The sequence below is a fragment of the Flavobacterium sp. ACN6 genome, assembly GCF_002304005.1.
In the GTDB taxonomy this organism is placed as follows: Bacteria; Bacteroidota; Bacteroidia; order Flavobacteriales; family Flavobacteriaceae; genus Flavobacterium.
Window position 1 is genome coordinate 103,561 of the sequence record NZ_MRCQ01000012.1, and the last position, 16,884, is coordinate 120,444.

Genomic DNA, 16,884 nt, shown 5'->3' on the forward strand with positions numbered 1-16,884 from the left:
GAACGAATCAAATGACAAAATTCAGATGTTTACTGAGAAATGTGAGGTATTGCAGGACGCATTCTGAATTTTGTCATTTTTTTATATAATTTTAGGATACTTACAAAAACTATCCAAACCAAAAAAAAGAAAAATGAAATATCTATTTGTACTATTATTTGCTGGTATATCTGCAGGTGCTCAAATCCAAAAAGAGCAACTCAATCTTATGCCTTGGCCTCAAAATGTTGTTATTAATGAAGGGAATTTTAATTTAACTAAAAATTTTAAAGTTAACATTACAGGTAATCCAAATCAGCGAATTTTTGGTGGAGTAACTCGTTTTTTGCGCCGTTTAGATGGTAGAACAGGGATGTTTTTCGAACAAGGTTATATTGCCAAATTAAATGAAGTTCCAAATGCCGAATTGCAGATCAATTGTACAAAAAGCGGAAAAATCGGTTTATACGAAGATGAAAGTTACCACTTAGATATTACTTCAAATAAAATTACTTTAAACGCTTCAAGTGATTTAGGCGCATTGCACGGTTTAGAGACATTGTTGCAAATGCTTCAAAATAATTCAAGCTCTTTTTACTTTCCAGCTTCAAAAATTTCAGATTTCCCAAGATTTACTTGGAGAGGTTTAATGATTGATGCTTCAAGACATTTTCAGCCTGTTGATGTGATCAAAAGAAATATTGATGCATTGGCAGCCATGAAAATGAATGTTTTTCACTGGCACTTGGTAGATGATCAAGGCTGGAGAATTGAAATGAAAAAATATACAAAGTTTATCGAATTAGCTTCAGATGGACTTTATTATACACAAGAGGAAATTAAAAATATCGTAAAATACGCAGATGAGCGCGGTATTTTGATAGTTCCAGAAATAGATGTTCCCGGTCACGGATCAGCGATTTTGACGGCTTATCCAGAAATAGGAAGTAAAGTGATTACTTTGACTGGCGGCACATCCGAAAAAAATATTCAAGGTACAGCAATCGCTACCTATGGAATTGAAAGAAATGCAGGTATTTTTTCGCCTACATTAGATCCTTCAAATCCTAAAACATATCAAATATTAAGCGGTGTTTTTGATGAGGTTTGTCCATTATTTCCAGGTGCTTATTTCCATATTGGAGGAGATGAAAACGAAGGAAAAGACTGGGATGCAAACCCTAAGATTCAGGAGTTTAAAAAGAAACATAATTTAAAAACCAATCACGAATTACAAACTTACTTTACCATGCAATTGGCGCCGATGTTAAAGAAACACGGAAAACAATTAATGGGATGGGAAGAAATCTTAACCAAAGATTTGTCTAAAGAAGCTATAGTGCATTCTTGGAGAGGTCCAAATGAAGGAATGGCTGCAGGACAATCTTTAGTAGATGCTGTAAAAAAAGGATATAAAACAGTTTTATCAAATGGCTATTATATAGATTTGATGTATCCAATTGCAAGTCATTATTTAAATGACCCAATGCCAAAAGGAGCAAATTTAACTGCCGAAGAAAAAGCTAGAATTCTAGGCGGTGAAGCTACAATGTGGACAGAATTAGTAACATCAACAACAATAGATTCCAGACTTTGGCCGAGAACAGCTGCAATTGCAGAAAGACTTTGGTCTGCAGAAGATATCGTAGATGTCGCAGATATGCGCAAACGTTTAGAGTCTGTTTCATTTAGATTGGAAGAACTGGGTATTACTCATATTCGAAACAAAGATGTGATTTTACGAAATATTGCAAATAATCAGGATATTAAAGCGCTTGAGGAATTCTCGTTTGTAAGTGAACCATTAAAAGGATACACACGTAACAAAGGCGGTACAGAATATCAAATGTATTCTCCGTTTACATTATTTGCAGATGCCTGTGGTCCAGATGCTAAAGATGCTTTAGTATTTGATGCAGCAGTTACGCAATATCTGTCTAATAAATCGGCAGAAAATAAAGCTAAAGTAACAGCATTTTTCAATAAATGGATTGCCGTGCACAAAGGCTTAACCGACTTAAGTGCCAATGCACCATTAGTGCAGCCATTATTACCATTGTCTAAAAAATTAAGCGATGCTTCGCAAGAACTATTATTAGTTCTGGATAATAAATCGACTTTGAAATCGGATAATTTGAAAAAGTTAGTCGAAGATTGTAATACAAAAGATCATGCAGATGTTGAACTAGCTGTTTATACAAGCTTGAAAAAATTATTGTAAAATTAGTTTGAATTAGTGTTTAGTAAGTTATTGCCTTTAATTAATTTAAAATTATTTATCTCTGCCAGAATAATTCTGGTAGAGATATTTACAAAAAGAAATTTTTCTAGTCAGATCAAATGACTAGAATCAGATATATTTTCAAGAGTTAATAACAAAGTTCATGAAAATTAAGTGAGGTAAAATTTTTGGTGGGTTAAAATTGAGTTTGGTTATTTATTTTTTAATCTAAATTTTATTTCAAAACAATGTATCGAGTTTAGGTAATTTGTTATTTGGTTTTTACCTGAATGAGGACATTTATAGAACCTGGCAATTCGTTGTCAGGTTTTTTTATTTTAAAAAAAAAATGTTGTTTAAATGAATTTTAACGCTATTTTTACCACATAAAAATCAAACCAAGATCATGAGAATATTTTCTATTATTAAATATGTATTTCTTATTATTGGCGCCGCTTTATTGACGGGTGCTTTTTTTCTTTATCAAAATAAAAGTGCTTTTTTAGAAAAAGCAGTAAGTGTTCAAGGAACTGTTATAGAAATGGTTGCTAAAAGATCTGACAATTCTACAACATACAGTCCAGTTATTTCTTTTAAAACAAAATCGGGACAAGAAATCACGTTTAGTTCCTCAATTAGCAGTAATCCGCCAAGTTATAGTGTGAATGAAACGGTGGAAGTTTTATATAATCCAGCAGATCCGAAAGAGGCAAATATTAATACTTTTAGTTCACTTTGGATTGGTCCACTAATTTTGGGAGGAATAGGAATTGTGTTCTTTTTAATTGGTTCTTTAAGTATTTTGTTTGGTTATCTGAAAAAGAAAAAGGCGGCAAATTTGCGTGGCAGCGGTAAGCTAATTTCAACAAAATTTACTCATGTAGAGCTAAATTCTAGTTTGAGTGCTAACGGTAGAAATCCTTTTCAGATTTACAGCCAATGGCAGGATCCACAAACTAACGAATTATATGTTTTTAAAAGTGAAAATATCTGGTTTGATCCGACTGATTTTGTGAAAACAGACACATTAAAAGTATTTATAGATCCACAAAATCCTAAGAACTATACGATGGATACTTCATTTTTGCCAATTTTAAAAAATTAAGATGGTACGACTAAAAAATAAAAATATTACAATTGTAGTTTTCTTATTTATATACTGTTCTATATCTGCTCAGTCTGAACCGATAATAAAGGGCGAATCGACTTTTTATTTAACTAATAGTGATAGACAGGATTATGCGATTTATCAGTATGTTAATTCCGAGTTTGGTATGAGACCATTTCAAATCATAGTAATTAATTATGATTCTTTTGAAAAGGTTAAAATTCTAATACCAAAAATATTCTCCCAGGAGCCAAAACAAAATGGTACAGATTATTATGTTATAGGCTTACATCATTTTGATAAAAAGCAGATTAAAGATTTGGATTTGAAAATTATTAATTCTTATTTAGAGCAGATTAATAATTATAGAAAGTTTAATAATCTTTCGCCGGCCAACAATAAAGATTTTTTGGATAAAAACTGTATCAATTACTTAAATTCAGATAAAGAATTATGCGCAATTATGATTTGTGAGTGATCTTTTCTGAGATTTAGAATTGTCTTTTTTTAATTTCTACGGAGGAAGATAACCATCCTTTGAAATTTAATATTATTAACAATCGAAACTAGAAGATATATTAGTCGATAAATTTAAAATACTTTTGCAACTCAATTATTGTTTCAGAATCCATGCAGAAATTCATCAGCTTAATCACACTTCTTTTCGTTTTCTCTTTAGGTATAGCCCAAAATAAAGTTGGAAATCCAGAAGTTGATCCAATTCTAATTCAGAAAAACTTTACTGAGTGGTCGGTTTATCAAAACAAAAATATAATGCTTTCAAGGGATTTTATTGCTCTTGATTTGACTTCAAAAGAAATTTCAAAAGAAGCTTTTTTGAATGCGTTAGCAAATGAAAATTTTATTCCAGTTCGGCTAAAATCGGAGAACTCCGTATACTATTATAAGTTATTTAAAATTCAGCCAAAAACAGATACCAGTATAAAAGCAACCATTAATCAAATAGGTTTTGATGCTTATAAAAACTACAAAATGGAAGGTACCGTTTTTCCTAGATTTTCATTTAAAGATTTAGAAGGAAATTTGGTTTCAAACGAATCCATGAAAGGAAAAATTATCGTTATTAAATGTTGGTACATTCATTGTACGCCTTGTATAAAAGAATTTCCGCAGGTAAATAAATTAACTGAAGAATACAAAGACCGAAAAGATATTGTTTTTATAAGTCTGGCAGAAGATTCACCAGAAGAATTAAAAACATTTTTGGCTAGAAAACCACTGTCGTATGCTGTAATTCCAGATATGAAAATTTACATGAATGAAGCTTTGCAGTTGAATTCATTTCCAACCCATTTTATTTTGAATAAAGAAGGGATTATTTCTAAAGTGCTTCCTAATTTTGAAAGTTTAGAAGCAGCGCTGGCGAAAGAAAGCAAATTGTAAAAAGAGATACTATTCTTTTTTTAATTTTAGTATTTCCTTGTCAAAATCAGATAGATATTCCCTGTCCTGAATAATTCGATATTTATTAAACTCCATTTCGGCTTTGATTTTTGCTTCTAAAAATGATACTTTTCCTTTGTCCTTTAATATAGGATAACTCGAAAGTTGTAGAAAATTGTTTAGAAAAACCGACCAATCTTCCATTTGCATTATAATTTGTCGTTTTGCATAATTTTCAGCCAAATCTAAATATGCAGAAACAATTCGGTTAAGCTCTTGAAGATGATTATCGTTTAGATAATTTTTAGCAACACTTACGTCGCTTTTCTGAATCTTTCCATCAGGAGCATCTTTCCAAGTTGAAAGTCCCATGTAAATTTTAGCAGCGTCTGCTTCACTGTAAATAATTTCAGCAGCGGTTTTTCCGGTTATTGCCCAATGAAGTTTATTTTGTACAGTCGCGAAAAATGCTTTGGTTTCTGTACTGTCCTTTTCATAATTTGCTGAAAGAGCATAAATGTCTGTTATCTTTTGATAAAAGCGTCTTTCAGAAGAACGAATTTCGCGAATTCTCTCCAGTAATTGTTCAAAATAATCTTTGCCAAAGACTCTTCCGTTTTTTAGCATTTCATCATTTAGAACAAAACCTTTTATGATGAATTCTTTAAGAGTTTTGGTTGCCCAAATTCTAAATTGAGTAGCTTGCTTAGAATTTACTCTGTAACCAACTGCTATGATGGCATCAAGATTGTAAAAATCAATTTCTCTGCTTACTTCTCTTTTTCCCTCAGTTTGAACTATCCGGATTTTCCGGTGAGTTGAATTTCTTTCCAATTCAGATGAATTGAAAATGTTTTGAATGTGCTCATTTATAGTTCTTTTGTCTACATTAAACAATTCAGCCATTGCTTTTTGAGAAAGCCAAAAATTTTCATCTAAAAAAGTAACTTCAATATTGATGTCAGCTTCAGAGGTTTGATATAGTAAGATAGGCGCCTGCATAATTTTGACTAAAATAAAAAAGTGAAGATAAACTAAATGTTGTTTTTGTGAGATTTTATATTGTTAAAATTTAAAAAACTTAGTCCCTTTGCATCTTTGCAACTTAGAACCTTTTTCCGTACTTTTGCACCAAATTAATTAAAAAGACATTCATGTTAACAGTCAATAATTTATCAGTTCAATTTGGCAAACGAATTTTGTTTGACGAAGTAAATACCACATTCACTCACGGAAATATTTACGGCGTTATTGGAGCCAATGGTGCTGGAAAATCAACATTTCTAAAAATCATTTCAGGTGATATGGACCCAACTTCTGGGCACATTCATTTAGAGCCGGGAAAACGTATGTCGGTTTTAAACCAAAATCACAACATGTTCGACGAGCATACTGTTTTGGAAACCGTTTTAATGGGAAATAAAGTTCTGTATGCTGTTAAAAAAGAAATGGATGAACTTTATTTAGATTATAATGATGCGAATGCAGACAGAATAGGTGAGCTTCAGGTTCAATTTGAAGAAATGAACGGATGGAACGCTGACTCTGACGCAGCATCAATGTTATCTAACTTAGGAATTAACGAAGAGCATCATTATACATTGATGAGCGATATGGAAGGAAAAATGAAAGTTCGTGTGCTTTTGGCGCAGGCTCTTTTTGGAAACCCAGACGTATTAATCATGGATGAGCCTACCAACGATTTGGATTTTGAGACAATCGCTTGGTTAGAAAACTTCTTGGCAAACTACGAAAATACTGTAATTGTTGTATCTCACGACCGTCACTTTTTAGATGCGGTTTGTACACATATTTCTGATATTGATTTCGGAAAAATCAATCACTATTCAGGAAACTATACTTTCTGGTACGAGTCTAGCCAATTAGCGGCAAAACAACGTGCGCAGCAAAACAAAAAAGCAGAAGAGAAGAAACAAGAGTTGGAAGAATTTATTCGTCGTTTTAGTGCAAACGTGGCAAAATCGAAGCAAGCAACTTCTCGTAAAAAAATGATTTCGAAATTAAATATTTCAGAAATTAAACCATCAAGCCGTCGTTACCCTGCGATTATTTTTGATCAGGATCGTGAAGCTGGAGACCAGATTTTAAATGTGGAGCATTTATCTGCTTCTGTAGATGGAGAAGTTCTTTTTAAAGATGTTCATTTGAATATGGCAAAAGGCGACAAAATCGTTCTTTTCTCTAAAGATTCACGTGCAACAACAGCTTTCTACGAAATCTTAAACGGTGAACAAAAAGCAGATGCTGGAACATTCGACTGGGGAATTACAACAAACCAAGCGTATTTGCCAGCTGAAAACCACGATTTCTTCGAAAACGATTTGACATTAGTAGACTGGTTACGCCAATATGCTAAAACAGAAGAAGAGCGTGATGAGGTGTTTATTAGAGGTTTCTTAGGGAAAATGATTTTCTCTGGAGAAGAAGCTTTAAAAACGTCTAGAGTTTTATCTGGAGGAGAAAAAGTGCGTTGTATGCTTTCTAGAATGATGATGGAACGTGCTAACGTTTTAATGCTGGACGAACCAACAAATCACTTAGATTTGGAGTCTATTACAGCTTTCAACAACTCATTAAAAAACTTTAAAGGTTCTATAATTTTTACAACACATGACCACGAGTTTGCACAGACTGTTGGTAACAGAATCGTAGAATTAACACCAAACGGAGTAATCGACCGTTACATGACATTTGACGAATATCTTGATGATGAAAAAATTCAAGAACAAAGAAAAAAGATGTACAATCTTTAATTTTTAAATTCCAATAAATTGTAAATTCCAATAATTGAAATTCCAAATTCCAATTTACAATATTTGACAAAGTTCCAGATCCATAAAAAAAATCCCAAACTCCAATTTAAATTTTGGAGTTTGGGATTTTTTAATTTTTTATTAACTACTATTTACGGCCGAACATTTTTGCAAAAATCCAGATAATAATCGCAACAATAAAGATTACGATAAAAATTCCGAATCCCATTCCGGCTTTAAAAATGTCTCCTACTAGTTCGCAGCTTGTAAATGAAAATAGTATTACGAATACCATTAACAAACGTGTAATTTTATTTTGCATGATGTTGAGTTTTTAAATTCAAGAATAAAATTACTTCAAGAATAATGGAAATGTGTTATAGAATTTTGGAGAAATGTTTTAGGATTTAGATTTTATATATTTTTCATTTAAATACTTAACAAAGGTCTTATGATCAAATTCATTTAAAAATCCTGATATTTCACCTTTCTTTAATTCTTTATTTTAGTTTTTGGATTTTGATTAATTTCTGATTTGACATTTTGTTGTTTTATAAGTTATGTTTCCTAGAATAATGATTTTTATTGTGGTTTCTTACTATTCTTAAAATTTCTCATTTCTGCTGCACTATATTTTGGCCAAATTAATGTAAACAAAAGAATAGAAAAACCTATACCAAAAGAACCAAAAATCCATTGAAATTTATTTCCATTTCTTTTTTCGTAGTTTTCTTTTATTGGTTCTAGGATTACATAGTTTTCAGAATTTTTGTTGGTTCTAGCCTCAATTGCTTTTATAAAATTTTGTTTTTCGTCGGATGTTGGTGTTCTTTTGAAATGATCTAAAGAATAAAAATCATATTCTTTCATTCTATCGAGACAGTAATTATAAAACTCACGATATAATTTTTCATTTCCGTAATCACTTCTACTGCCTCTTGTGCGCTCATGAAAGTTTACGCCGTACCAATATCTTGGCAAACCATTAATATTTGTTGGCTTTCTGTCAAAAATTGGAACTACAAAATAAATGTCAAAATTTAAATCGTTGCTTCTTCCGCTTCTACTGAATGCTGTATAAGAACCTCCATAATTAGTTGCAACGGAAAAATTAGTTAATTTATAATAACGACTTTTTCTTTTTTTTTCAATATCTGTTACTGTTGATAGTTTTTGTAACGTACCTGTTGCTGTAGTTAAATATTCTTGTGAATTTATGAGGCATGCTGTAATTGTGATGGCTGACAAAGATTGAAAAAAGAATTGGAGATGGTCATTTTTTAAGATTAGAATTTTAAATCTAGGACGAAGCCATATTAAAATTGGAATCCAAGGTAATAAGACAGGTAACCAAAAATTCCATATTTTTTCTTTAATATCAATGATTTCAAATTCAATTGTAAATACCCAGCGAATTGTTAAAAGACCAATTATGGTTGATAATGAGATTGTTATGAATGGTGGTAGTATATGTTTTAGTTTTGTAATGTATATACGCAATTTTTTTGATTTTGATTATTGAATAAAAAAGACAATACAAATTTATAGCTTAATTCTTATTTTTTATTATTTTTTACTTGTTTTTCTTTTTAAGCTGGAAAATTTAAGTTTAAAATATTTCCCCACCCAACACCCTTACAAATAAATTCTGATTTCGTATATTTGCAAACCAAACATTACAATTACTTATGAGCCAAAAAGTATTACTTAATTCGAAAGAAGTTACTATCATACTCCATCGTTTGGCTTGTCAGTTAATCGAAAAACATCTTGATTTCTCCGATACTATTTTGGTGGGAATTCAGCCAAGAGGTGTTTATTTAGCTGAACGTTTAAAACAAATATTAGAAGACGAATACAAGGTTCCTGAAATTTCTTTAGGATACTTGGACATCACTTTTTTTAGAGATGATTTTCGCCGTACTGATAAACCGCTTGAAGCCAATAAAACGCAAATCAATTTTATAGTAGAAGACAAGAAAGTCATTTTTATCGATGATGTTTTGTTTACGGGACGCAGTATTCGTTCAGCACTGACCGCAATTCAATCTTTTGGAAGACCTTCAGAAATTGAATTATTAGTGTTAATCGACAGACGTTTCAGCCGTAATTTACCAATTCAGCCCGATTATAGAGGCCGTCAGGTAGATGCTATTAATGGCGAAAAAGTAAAAGTGAGCTGGAAAGAAAATGATGGTGAAGATGTTGTTCACTTAGTGACTAATTAAGTTTGGTTAATCGTTTAATCGGTTAATTGTTTAATCGATTGATTTCGATTACTCAATTAAAAAATAGTTGAAGCGTGAAATTGTTTATTGATTTAACGGCCAAAAAAGGACGATTAAACGATAAAACAAATAAACGGTTAAACAGCAAAAAACGATTAAACAGTAAAATAAACAAATAAACAATAAAAATGAAAGAATTAAGCGTAAATCATTTATTAGGAATAAAATATATCACCGAGAATGATATTAACCTGATTTTTGAAACGGCAGATCATTTTAAAGAAGTCATTAACCGACCGATTAAAAAAGTTCCTTCATTACGAGATATTACAATTGCCAATATTTTCTTTGAAAACAGTACCAGAACCAAACTTTCGTTTGAATTAGCGCAGAAACGTTTATCTGCTGATGTCATCAGTTTTTCTGCAGCTCAATCATCTGTTAAAAAAGGAGAAACCCTGATTGATACTGTAAATAATATCCTTTCGATGAAAGTTGATATGGTTGTAATGCGCCACTCCAATCCCGGAGCGGCTTATTTTTTATCTAAAAATGTCAAAGCCAGTATCGTAAATGCCGGAGACGGAGCGCACGAACATCCTACACAGGCTTTATTGGACAGTTATTCTATTAGAGAAAAATTAGGAGATGTTGCCGGAAAAAAAGTAGTGATTGTTGGCGATATTTTACACTCGCGTGTAGCACTTTCGAACATTTATGCTTTGCAAATGCAGGGAGCAGAAGTAAAAGTATGCGGCCCAAAAACGCTTATTCCGAGATATATTGAATCTCTTGGTGTTACAGTTGAACCTAATTTACGTAAAGCTTTAGAATGGTGCGACGTTGCCAATATGCTTCGTGTACAAAACGAACGTATGGATGTGAATTTCTTCCCATCAACACGCGAATATGCACAGCAATACGGAGTCGATAAACCGCTTTTGGATTCTCTTGGTAAAGAAATAGTAATCATGCACCCAGGACCAATCAACAGAGGGGTAGAGATTACTTCTGAAGTTGCCGACTCTGATCATTCTGTAATCTTAAATCAGGTTGAAAATGGTGTAGCGATTAGAATGGCGGTTATTTATTTGCTGGCGTCTAAGATTCAGTAAATATTGTAGTGATCAGTGATCAGTTTACAGTCGCAGTCTTCAGCGCTAAATACCTATTATATTTTTCAGGCTGAGCGAAGTCGAAGACCATTTTTACAGAGTACGTTTCGATTTTAAAAAGCACTTCGACTTCGCTCAGTGTGACACTTGTTTAAAAACTGAAAACGGAGACCGAGACTGAAAACTCTAAAAAAAAACTTCGTACCTTAGCTAGTAGAAAATCAATTTTTATATAAGCCCCACAAATTTAAAAAATGAAAGTAGATCAAAAAGGACATACCGTTACTATTAAAGACACGCAGGGAGATGTAAATTCTTTCCTTGAAAAAGTGACGCAGCAGATTAAAACCTTTGAAAAACACAATATTATAATCGATTTATCATCAGATTCTAAAATCTCAGAAGATGATTTGAAGCTTTTTTTACCGCTTTCTAAAACTCAGAAAAAAGGAAAAAAATCATTCGTAATTGTAGCTTCTGATCTTGATTTTAATGCTGTTACTGATAAATTAGTCGTTGTACCTTCTCTTTTAGAAGCACACGATATTATCGAAATGGAAGAAATCGAAAGAGACTTAGGATTTTAGATTTCAGATTTTAGTCCCGAAGCCTCGGGATAGATTTTAGATTAGCACTGAATCTAAAAATGCTTTTATCAATTCTAAAATTTTTTAATCAATCTAAAATCTAAAATCAACAATCTAAAATGAAGTTGACTATACTTGGCTGTTATGCCGCAACTCCCAGAACACTTACTAATCCAACTTCGCAGGTTTTAGAGATTAAGAACAGATTGTTTTTAATTGATTGCGGTGAAGGAACTCAGGTGCAGCTTCGAAAGAATAAAATTAAGTTTTCAAAAATTAATCACATCTTTATTTCGCATCTTCATGGAGATCATTTATATGGATTAATTGGAACGATTTCGACTTTTTCGCTTTTAGGAAGAACAACCGATTTACATATTTACGGTCCAAAAGGAATTAAAGAACTGATTCTTCTTCAATTAAAATTGACAGAATCCTGGACGACTTATAATTTGTTTTTCCATGAATTAGGGTCGAAAGAAAGTGAAGTTATTTTTGAAGATAATCGCGTGATTGTAAAAACGATTCCGCTTAAACATCGTGTGTATACAAACGGTTATTTATTTCAAGAAAAACCTGGAGAACGAAAACTAAATGTGGAAGCTGTTCAGCAATACAATATTCATACAGCATATTACCAGAAAATAAAAAATGGCGGTAATGTGACGCTTGATGACGGAACTGTAATCGAAAACGAAAAATTATCTTTTGATCCAGTGCCGGCTATGAGTTATGCTTTTTGTTCGGATACTGTTTACAATGAAGCAATAATTCCGATTATTCAAAATACCGATATTTTGTACCATGAATCTACTTTTTTAGAATCAGAAGCTCCTTTGGCATTTAAAACACTGCATTCAACTGCAAAAGAAGCGGCAAATATTGCTTTGAAAGCCAATGTAAAACAATTAATTTTAGGTCATTATTCTACACGTTACGACGGAATTGAGCGTTTTAAAGAAGAAGCTGAAACTATCTTTCCCAATGTGCTTTTGGGTGATGATGGATTGAGTTTTGAATTCTAAGATTCTGAGTTACTAGGACAAAGTTTCTAAGGTTTTTAATCTAAAATCTATCCCGAGGCTTCGGGACTAAAATCTAAAATAAAAAATCATGAACGATTTAAGCAATTATAGAAAGTCTTACGAGAAAAGCGAATTACTCGAAGACAATATTCCAGAAGATCCGATTAATCTTTTTAACAGATGGTTTCATGAAGTGGAAGATTTCGACGGAAGCGGAGAAGTTAATGCCATGACCGTTTCGACAATTGGATTGGACGGTTTTCCAAAATCACGTGTCGTTTTGTTGAAGAAATTTTCTGAAGAAGGTTTTATATTTTATACCAATTATAATTCTGAAAAAGGAAAAGCGATAGAAGCAAACCCAAATGTCTGTTTGTCATTTTTCTGGCAGGAAATGGAACGTCAGGTTATTATAAAAGGAATTGCCCAGAAAACCTCTGAAATTATTTCTGATAATTATTTTGATTCAAGACCAGAAGGAAGTAAACTCGGCGCAATTGTTTCAAATCAAAGTGAAGTGATTCCGTCCAGAACTTTCTTAGAAGAAAATTTAAGAAAGCTAGAATCAGAATTTGAAGGAAAATCAATTCCTAGACCTGAAAATTGGGGCGGTTATTTGGTAACGCCATTACAAGTAGAATTTTGGCAGGGAAGGGCTAACAGGCTGCATGACAGAATACGTTATACGAGTCAATCTGATTTTACGTGGACGATCGACAGATTATCTTCTTGATTTGTAAGGTTTTTATATTTAAAAATAAAAATCAGATGTAGTTCATCGATTTATTTTGTAGTTTAACGGTAAATTGAATATGTTTGGTGTAGAAAATCAGACAAAATTATTCAAAAATAAATTTAAAGGATTTGCCCCAACATCTACTTTAAACTGCTAAAATGCTGTTGATTATGAAAAAGATTATGCGCATCATGTTGTTCATTGCGATTCTATTCGCAATGAACGCATGTTCTGCTGATACTGCTGAAGGAAGCGCGAATAATACTCCGATAGAACCACTTGCGGCCAATTATACTTACAACGATACAGAAATAGAAACAATGAAGTTGATAAACGAATACCGTGTGAGTATTGGTTTAAACACTTTGGAAAGAATTAATCATATATCTTTTAAATGTGAAGAACATAATAAATATATGATTGAAAATAATGTTGTAAATCATAGTGACTTTGTCGAAAGAGCCAAAAATATTACAAATGTTTTAGGAGCCGTAAAAGTTGCTGAGAACGTTGCCTACAACTATAAAACTCCTGAAGCGGCTTTGAGAGCCTGGCTGGAGAGTCCAGGCCACAAAGAGAATATCGAAGGCGATTATACGCACTTCGGATTATCTGTGACTACAGACGCAGCTACAGGTAAAAAATATTACACTAACATTTTTGTTAGAATTTAATCGAATATTGAACAGGTTGGTTTTTTAGAGGTCGTTGTAATTCTTAGAATTGCAACGACTTTTTAATTTAAAAAAAAGCTGTCAATTATTGACAGCTTTTCTATTGATCTTGATGTATTACAAAGCAGTTATAATAAATTCGCTTCTTCTATTGGCTTGATGTTCTTCTTCGGTACATGAAACTCCATCTGCACATTGATTTACAAGCTGGGTTTCGCCATAACCTTTTCCACTTAGTCGGTCTGGAGCTACACCATTTTTAATGAGCCATTTAATGGTCGATTTTGCTCTTTTTTCAGATAAAGCTTCATTGTATTGATGCGTTGCTCTGCTGTCTGTGTAGGAACGAATATCCAGTTTCATTGTTGGATTATCGTTTAAAACAACCAGTATTTTTTCTAAATCTAATGCCGCTTCTGTTCTAATATTGAATTTATTTAAATCGAAATAAATCATTTTAATACCAAAACATTTTCCAAGATCATCGCCAACTGTGACTTTACAGCTTGATTTTTCCAAAGCAATTGGAAGACTGGTTTTACCGCTTGTTTTTGCAATAGTTACACTTAATTCTTTGGTAGTATATTCTGGTTTTTCAGCTCTTACATAATAGGTTTTTCCGCATTCTACAGCAAAAGAATATTTCCCGAAGCCATCTGTAACAGTTGAATTTTTAACGGACATTTGATTGTCAAATAAGCTGATTTTTGCTCCCGGCAGAATGATTCCTGTTTCGGAATCTGTTACTATTCCTTCAAGCTCTTGAATGCATTTTAGTTTTTTGGTTTCAAGAAATGTATAAATATCATCAGAACCTTGTCCGCCGTCTTTATTTGAGCTAAAGAAGCCTCGTCTGGAACTGGGATCAATAATATAGGCAAAATCATCTTTTGGTGAATTTACATCAGCACCCACATTTTGAACGTTGCTGATTGTTCCATCTTCTTCGAGATTCGCAGCAAAAACATCTAAACCGCCTAATCCTGGATGTCCATCTGATGAAAAATAGATTTCATTTTCATTTGTCACATAAGGATAAGTTTCTTTTCCTTCTGTATTAATTGTATTTCCGAGATTTTCAGGAGTTCCGTATCCGCCGTTAGGATTAATGCTGACTTTATACAAATCGGATTGTCCTATTGAACCCGGCATATCAGAAGAAAAATATAGTGTTTTTTCATCTGGACTTAAAGCTGGGTGTCCTGCGCTGTAATTATCGCTGTTAAATGGAAGTTCAGTAATGTTACTCCATTTATTTTTTTCGTCTAAAGTCGCTTTGTAAATCTTAATTAAAGTAATTTTATGATCGTCTTTACCTTTTTTTCCATCAATAAAATTATTTCGTGTAAAATAAACTGTTTTTCCATCTTTCGTAAAAACAGGTGATGCTTCGTGAAATTTGGTATTGATGGCAGATTTAAACTTATTTACTTTTAGCGCTTTTCCAGATTCGGGATCGAGATCAGCATTGTATATATTAGTAAAATATTCTCCAGTCCATTTATGTTTGCGCTGCGAAAAATTTCCAGTATCCCTAGCCGAAGCAAAATAGATTTTGTTGTTGTAAACTATAGATCCATAATCTGAATATTTGCTATTAATTCCCGCATCTTCAATTTTATATCTACCAGAATTAGCTTTAATCTGATCCAGATAATTTACATCATTTTTGTAAAGTTTTGCCCTATTATCGCTTTTGGACTTGGTATTAAATTCATCAAAAATTTTATTTGCTTTACTAATATCTCCAGTTGATTTTAGAGATTGTGCATATCTATAGTAATATTCTGGTTCGACAGCAGTATTCATGGCAAATAACTCGCCGTACCATTTTGCAGCACCTTCAAAATCAGAATTAAAATAGTAGGAGTTGCCTAGCTTTTTAAACATATCTTCAGATTTATAACCTTTATTGGCTACTTTTTCGTACGTTTTTATGGCATCAACGTAGGCGTAATCATTATATTTTTTGTCTCCTGAATTTATTTTTGACTGCTGTGCATAACTGTTGTATGAAAAAACACTTATAATTGTAAGGAAAAGTAATGTATAGTTTTTCATGATAGTTTTTTTTAGAAGAAACGTGGGGTTGTCATTTTACCATTGTTTTTGAAGAATTCAAATCGCAGAAAAATTTCATGTGATCCAGAACTGTAGTTTCTTAAATTGGTAGTTTCATTATCATAACCATAACCAATATATAATCCGTCACTAATTTGAAATCCCGCCATTGCACTTACTGCAGCATCCCATCTGTAAGCAACTCCCAAAGTTAATTTTTCAAAAAACATAAAGTTTGCAGATACGTCGACCTGAAGCGGTGCTCCTTCGACCATTTTAGTTAAAACTGCTGGCTTGAATTTTACTTCTTGAGAAAAATCAAAAACGTAACCTCCTATTAAATAATAATTTATTTTGTCTTTATAAATGGCTACATCATTATCATCATAGCGATTAGTCTGAATGAAATTTGGAACCGATAATCCGATATAAGCTTTGTCAGAATGCCAGTAAATACCAGCACCGACGTTTGGAGAAAAATCATTGTCTAGATTCTGAAATTGCGGGTCACCTTGAGATTCAGGATTTAATTTATTTATATCAAGATTAAAAATATCCGCTGTACCTTTTATACCAAAAGAGAGTTTCCATGTTTCAGAAGTAGGTATGGTATAAGAAAGATCTACAGAAAATTGATTTTCGTTTGTGGGGCCAATTTTATCATTAACTAAAGATACTCCAAGACCAATATTGCTATTGTTTATTGGGGTGTTAACAGAAATTGTATTGGTTTTAGGGGCGCCATCTAATCCGACCCACTGATCGCGATGCAAAGCAAATATGCTTAATGCACCACGAGAGCCAGCGTATGCAGGATTTATGTTAATTGTGTTATACATGTATTGGGTAAACTGTGCATCCTGTTGTGCATGCCCTATATATGTAATTAATAAAATGATGAAAAAAAATAGTTTTGTTTTCATAGTAGATGATTTTATTGCTATTGATTTTAACATATTGCAAATCAAATAG

16 protein-coding genes are annotated in these 16,884 nt (G+C 32.5%); 11 read left to right on the forward strand and 5 right to left on the reverse strand.

Features of this window, described 5'->3' with window-relative positions:
- The first annotated feature begins 133 nt into the window (after positions 1-133).
- The 4 genes from BSF42_RS17425 to BSF42_RS17440 all read left to right on the forward strand — a co-directional run bounded on the left by BSF42_RS17425 (position 134) and on the right by BSF42_RS17440 (position 4,712).
- Complete coding sequence (locus BSF42_RS17425; RefSeq protein ID WP_095954423.1) at positions 134-2,200, forward strand: beta-N-acetylhexosaminidase; 2,067 nt, start codon at positions 134-136, stop codon at positions 2,198-2,200.
- A 406-nt stretch (positions 2,201-2,606) separates the two neighbouring features.
- The gene (locus BSF42_RS17430) at positions 2,607-3,305 is read left to right on the forward strand and encodes a DUF3592 domain-containing protein (RefSeq protein WP_095954373.1); all 699 of its coding nucleotides are present in this window, start codon (positions 2,607-2,609) and stop codon (positions 3,303-3,305) included.
- 1 nt (position 3,306) lies between these two features.
- Entirely contained in the window at positions 3,307-3,786 is a 480-nt protein-coding gene (locus BSF42_RS17435) for a hypothetical protein (RefSeq protein ID WP_095954374.1), read from the forward strand.
- Positions 3,787-3,938: 152 nt separating this feature from the next.
- Positions 3,939-4,712, forward strand: coding sequence for a TlpA disulfide reductase family protein (locus tag BSF42_RS17440; protein WP_095954375.1), 774 nt, complete (start codon positions 3,939-3,941; stop codon positions 4,710-4,712).
- 9 nt (positions 4,713-4,721) lie between these two features.
- Here the strand turns inward: BSF42_RS17440 and BSF42_RS17445 are convergent, their stop codons facing one another.
- Positions 4,722-5,714: a virulence RhuM family protein gene (locus BSF42_RS17445; protein ID WP_095954376.1), complete on the reverse strand. Its 993-nt coding sequence runs from the start codon at positions 5,712-5,714 to the stop codon at positions 4,722-4,724.
- Positions 5,715-5,866: 152 nt separating this feature from the next.
- Between BSF42_RS17445 and BSF42_RS17450 the strand changes: the two genes are divergently transcribed.
- Positions 5,867-7,486: an ABC-F family ATP-binding cassette domain-containing protein gene (locus BSF42_RS17450; protein ID WP_095954377.1), complete on the forward strand. Its 1,620-nt coding sequence runs from the start codon at positions 5,867-5,869 to the stop codon at positions 7,484-7,486.
- Between the two features lie 148 nt (positions 7,487-7,634).
- Here BSF42_RS17450 and BSF42_RS22525 read toward each other — a convergent pair whose 3' ends face one another.
- Positions 7,635-7,808 (reverse strand): hypothetical protein, encoded by a 174-nt coding sequence (locus BSF42_RS22525; RefSeq protein WP_172426717.1) that lies wholly within the window; start codon positions 7,806-7,808, stop codon positions 7,635-7,637.
- 260 nt (positions 7,809-8,068) lie between these two features.
- Positions 8,069-8,986, reverse strand: coding sequence for a hypothetical protein (locus BSF42_RS17455; protein ID WP_095954378.1), 918 nt, complete (start codon positions 8,984-8,986; stop codon positions 8,069-8,071).
- A gap of 188 nt (positions 8,987-9,174) precedes the next feature.
- On the opposite strand from BSF42_RS17455, the gene pyrR reads away from it, so the two are divergent.
- The 6 genes from pyrR (at position 9,175) to BSF42_RS17485 (ending at position 13,851) form a co-directional block, all read left to right on the forward strand.
- Positions 9,175-9,714: a bifunctional pyr operon transcriptional regulator/uracil phosphoribosyltransferase PyrR gene (pyrR, locus tag BSF42_RS17460; RefSeq protein ID WP_095954379.1), complete on the forward strand. Its 540-nt coding sequence runs from the start codon at positions 9,175-9,177 to the stop codon at positions 9,712-9,714.
- A 188-nt stretch (positions 9,715-9,902) separates the two neighbouring features.
- The gene (locus BSF42_RS17465) at positions 9,903-10,829 is read left to right on the forward strand and encodes an aspartate carbamoyltransferase catalytic subunit (RefSeq protein WP_095954380.1); all 927 of its coding nucleotides are present in this window, start codon (positions 9,903-9,905) and stop codon (positions 10,827-10,829) included.
- A 254-nt stretch (positions 10,830-11,083) separates the two neighbouring features.
- A complete protein-coding gene (locus BSF42_RS17470; protein ID WP_095954381.1) occupies positions 11,084-11,416 on the forward strand; it encodes a ribonuclease Z in 333 nt (110 codons plus the stop codon).
- Between the two features lie 119 nt (positions 11,417-11,535).
- The gene (locus BSF42_RS17475) at positions 11,536-12,441 is read left to right on the forward strand and encodes a ribonuclease Z (protein WP_095954382.1); all 906 of its coding nucleotides are present in this window, start codon (positions 11,536-11,538) and stop codon (positions 12,439-12,441) included.
- 88 nt (positions 12,442-12,529) lie between these two features.
- Positions 12,530-13,174 (forward strand): pyridoxamine 5'-phosphate oxidase, encoded by a 645-nt coding sequence (pdxH, locus tag BSF42_RS17480; protein WP_095954383.1) that lies wholly within the window; start codon positions 12,530-12,532, stop codon positions 13,172-13,174.
- Positions 13,175-13,347: 173 nt separating this feature from the next.
- Positions 13,348-13,851 (forward strand): CAP domain-containing protein, encoded by a 504-nt coding sequence (locus BSF42_RS17485; RefSeq protein ID WP_172426718.1) that lies wholly within the window; start codon positions 13,348-13,350, stop codon positions 13,849-13,851.
- Positions 13,852-13,968: 117 nt separating this feature from the next.
- On the opposite strand, the gene BSF42_RS17490 is transcribed toward BSF42_RS17485, so the two are convergent.
- Both BSF42_RS17490 and BSF42_RS17495 read right to left on the reverse strand, forming a co-directional pair.
- A complete protein-coding gene (locus BSF42_RS17490) occupies positions 13,969-15,912 on the reverse strand; it encodes an OmpA family protein (RefSeq protein WP_095954384.1) in 1,944 nt (647 codons plus the stop codon).
- Between the two features lie 11 nt (positions 15,913-15,923).
- Positions 15,924-16,835 carry a type IX secretion system membrane protein PorP/SprF gene (locus tag BSF42_RS17495; protein WP_095954425.1) on the reverse strand — a complete coding sequence of 304 codons (912 nt, stop codon included), beginning with the start codon at positions 16,833-16,835 and terminating at the stop codon, positions 15,924-15,926.
- Positions 16,836-16,884 lie beyond the last annotated feature (49 nt).

Excerpts from the sequence above, each read along its gene's own strand:
- BSF42_RS17445 (WP_095954376.1), bottom strand. The coding sequence starts at position 5,714 with ATGCAGGCGCCTATCTTACTATATCAAACCTCTGAAGCTGACATCAAT.
- BSF42_RS17465 (WP_095954380.1), top strand. The coding sequence starts at position 9,903 with ATGAAAGAATTAAGCGTAAATCATTTATTAGGAATAAAATATATCACC.
- BSF42_RS17485 (WP_172426718.1), top strand. The coding sequence starts at position 13,348 with ATGAAAAAGATTATGCGCATCATGTTGTTCATTGCGATTCTATTCGCA.
- BSF42_RS17470 (WP_095954381.1), top strand. The coding sequence starts at position 11,084 with ATGAAAGTAGATCAAAAAGGACATACCGTTACTATTAAAGACACGCAG.
- pyrR (WP_095954379.1), top strand. The coding sequence starts at position 9,175 with ATGAGCCAAAAAGTATTACTTAATTCGAAAGAAGTTACTATCATACTC.
- BSF42_RS17430 (WP_095954373.1), top strand. The coding sequence starts at position 2,607 with ATGAGAATATTTTCTATTATTAAATATGTATTTCTTATTATTGGCGCC.
- BSF42_RS17435 (WP_095954374.1), top strand. The coding sequence starts at position 3,307 with ATGGTACGACTAAAAAATAAAAATATTACAATTGTAGTTTTCTTATTT.
- BSF42_RS22525 (WP_172426717.1), bottom strand. The coding sequence starts at position 7,808 with ATGCAAAATAAAATTACACGTTTGTTAATGGTATTCGTAATACTATTT.
- BSF42_RS17425 (WP_095954423.1), top strand. The coding sequence starts at position 134 with ATGAAATATCTATTTGTACTATTATTTGCTGGTATATCTGCAGGTGCT.
- pdxH (WP_095954383.1), top strand. The coding sequence starts at position 12,530 with ATGAACGATTTAAGCAATTATAGAAAGTCTTACGAGAAAAGCGAATTA.
- BSF42_RS17440 (WP_095954375.1), top strand. The coding sequence starts at position 3,939 with ATGCAGAAATTCATCAGCTTAATCACACTTCTTTTCGTTTTCTCTTTA.
- BSF42_RS17475 (WP_095954382.1), top strand. The coding sequence starts at position 11,536 with ATGAAGTTGACTATACTTGGCTGTTATGCCGCAACTCCCAGAACACTT.
- BSF42_RS17495 (WP_095954425.1), bottom strand. The coding sequence starts at position 16,835 with ATGAAAACAAAACTATTTTTTTTCATCATTTTATTAATTACATATATA.
- BSF42_RS17490 (WP_095954384.1), bottom strand. The coding sequence starts at position 15,912 with ATGAAAAACTATACATTACTTTTCCTTACAATTATAAGTGTTTTTTCA.
- BSF42_RS17450 (WP_095954377.1), top strand. The coding sequence starts at position 5,867 with ATGTTAACAGTCAATAATTTATCAGTTCAATTTGGCAAACGAATTTTG.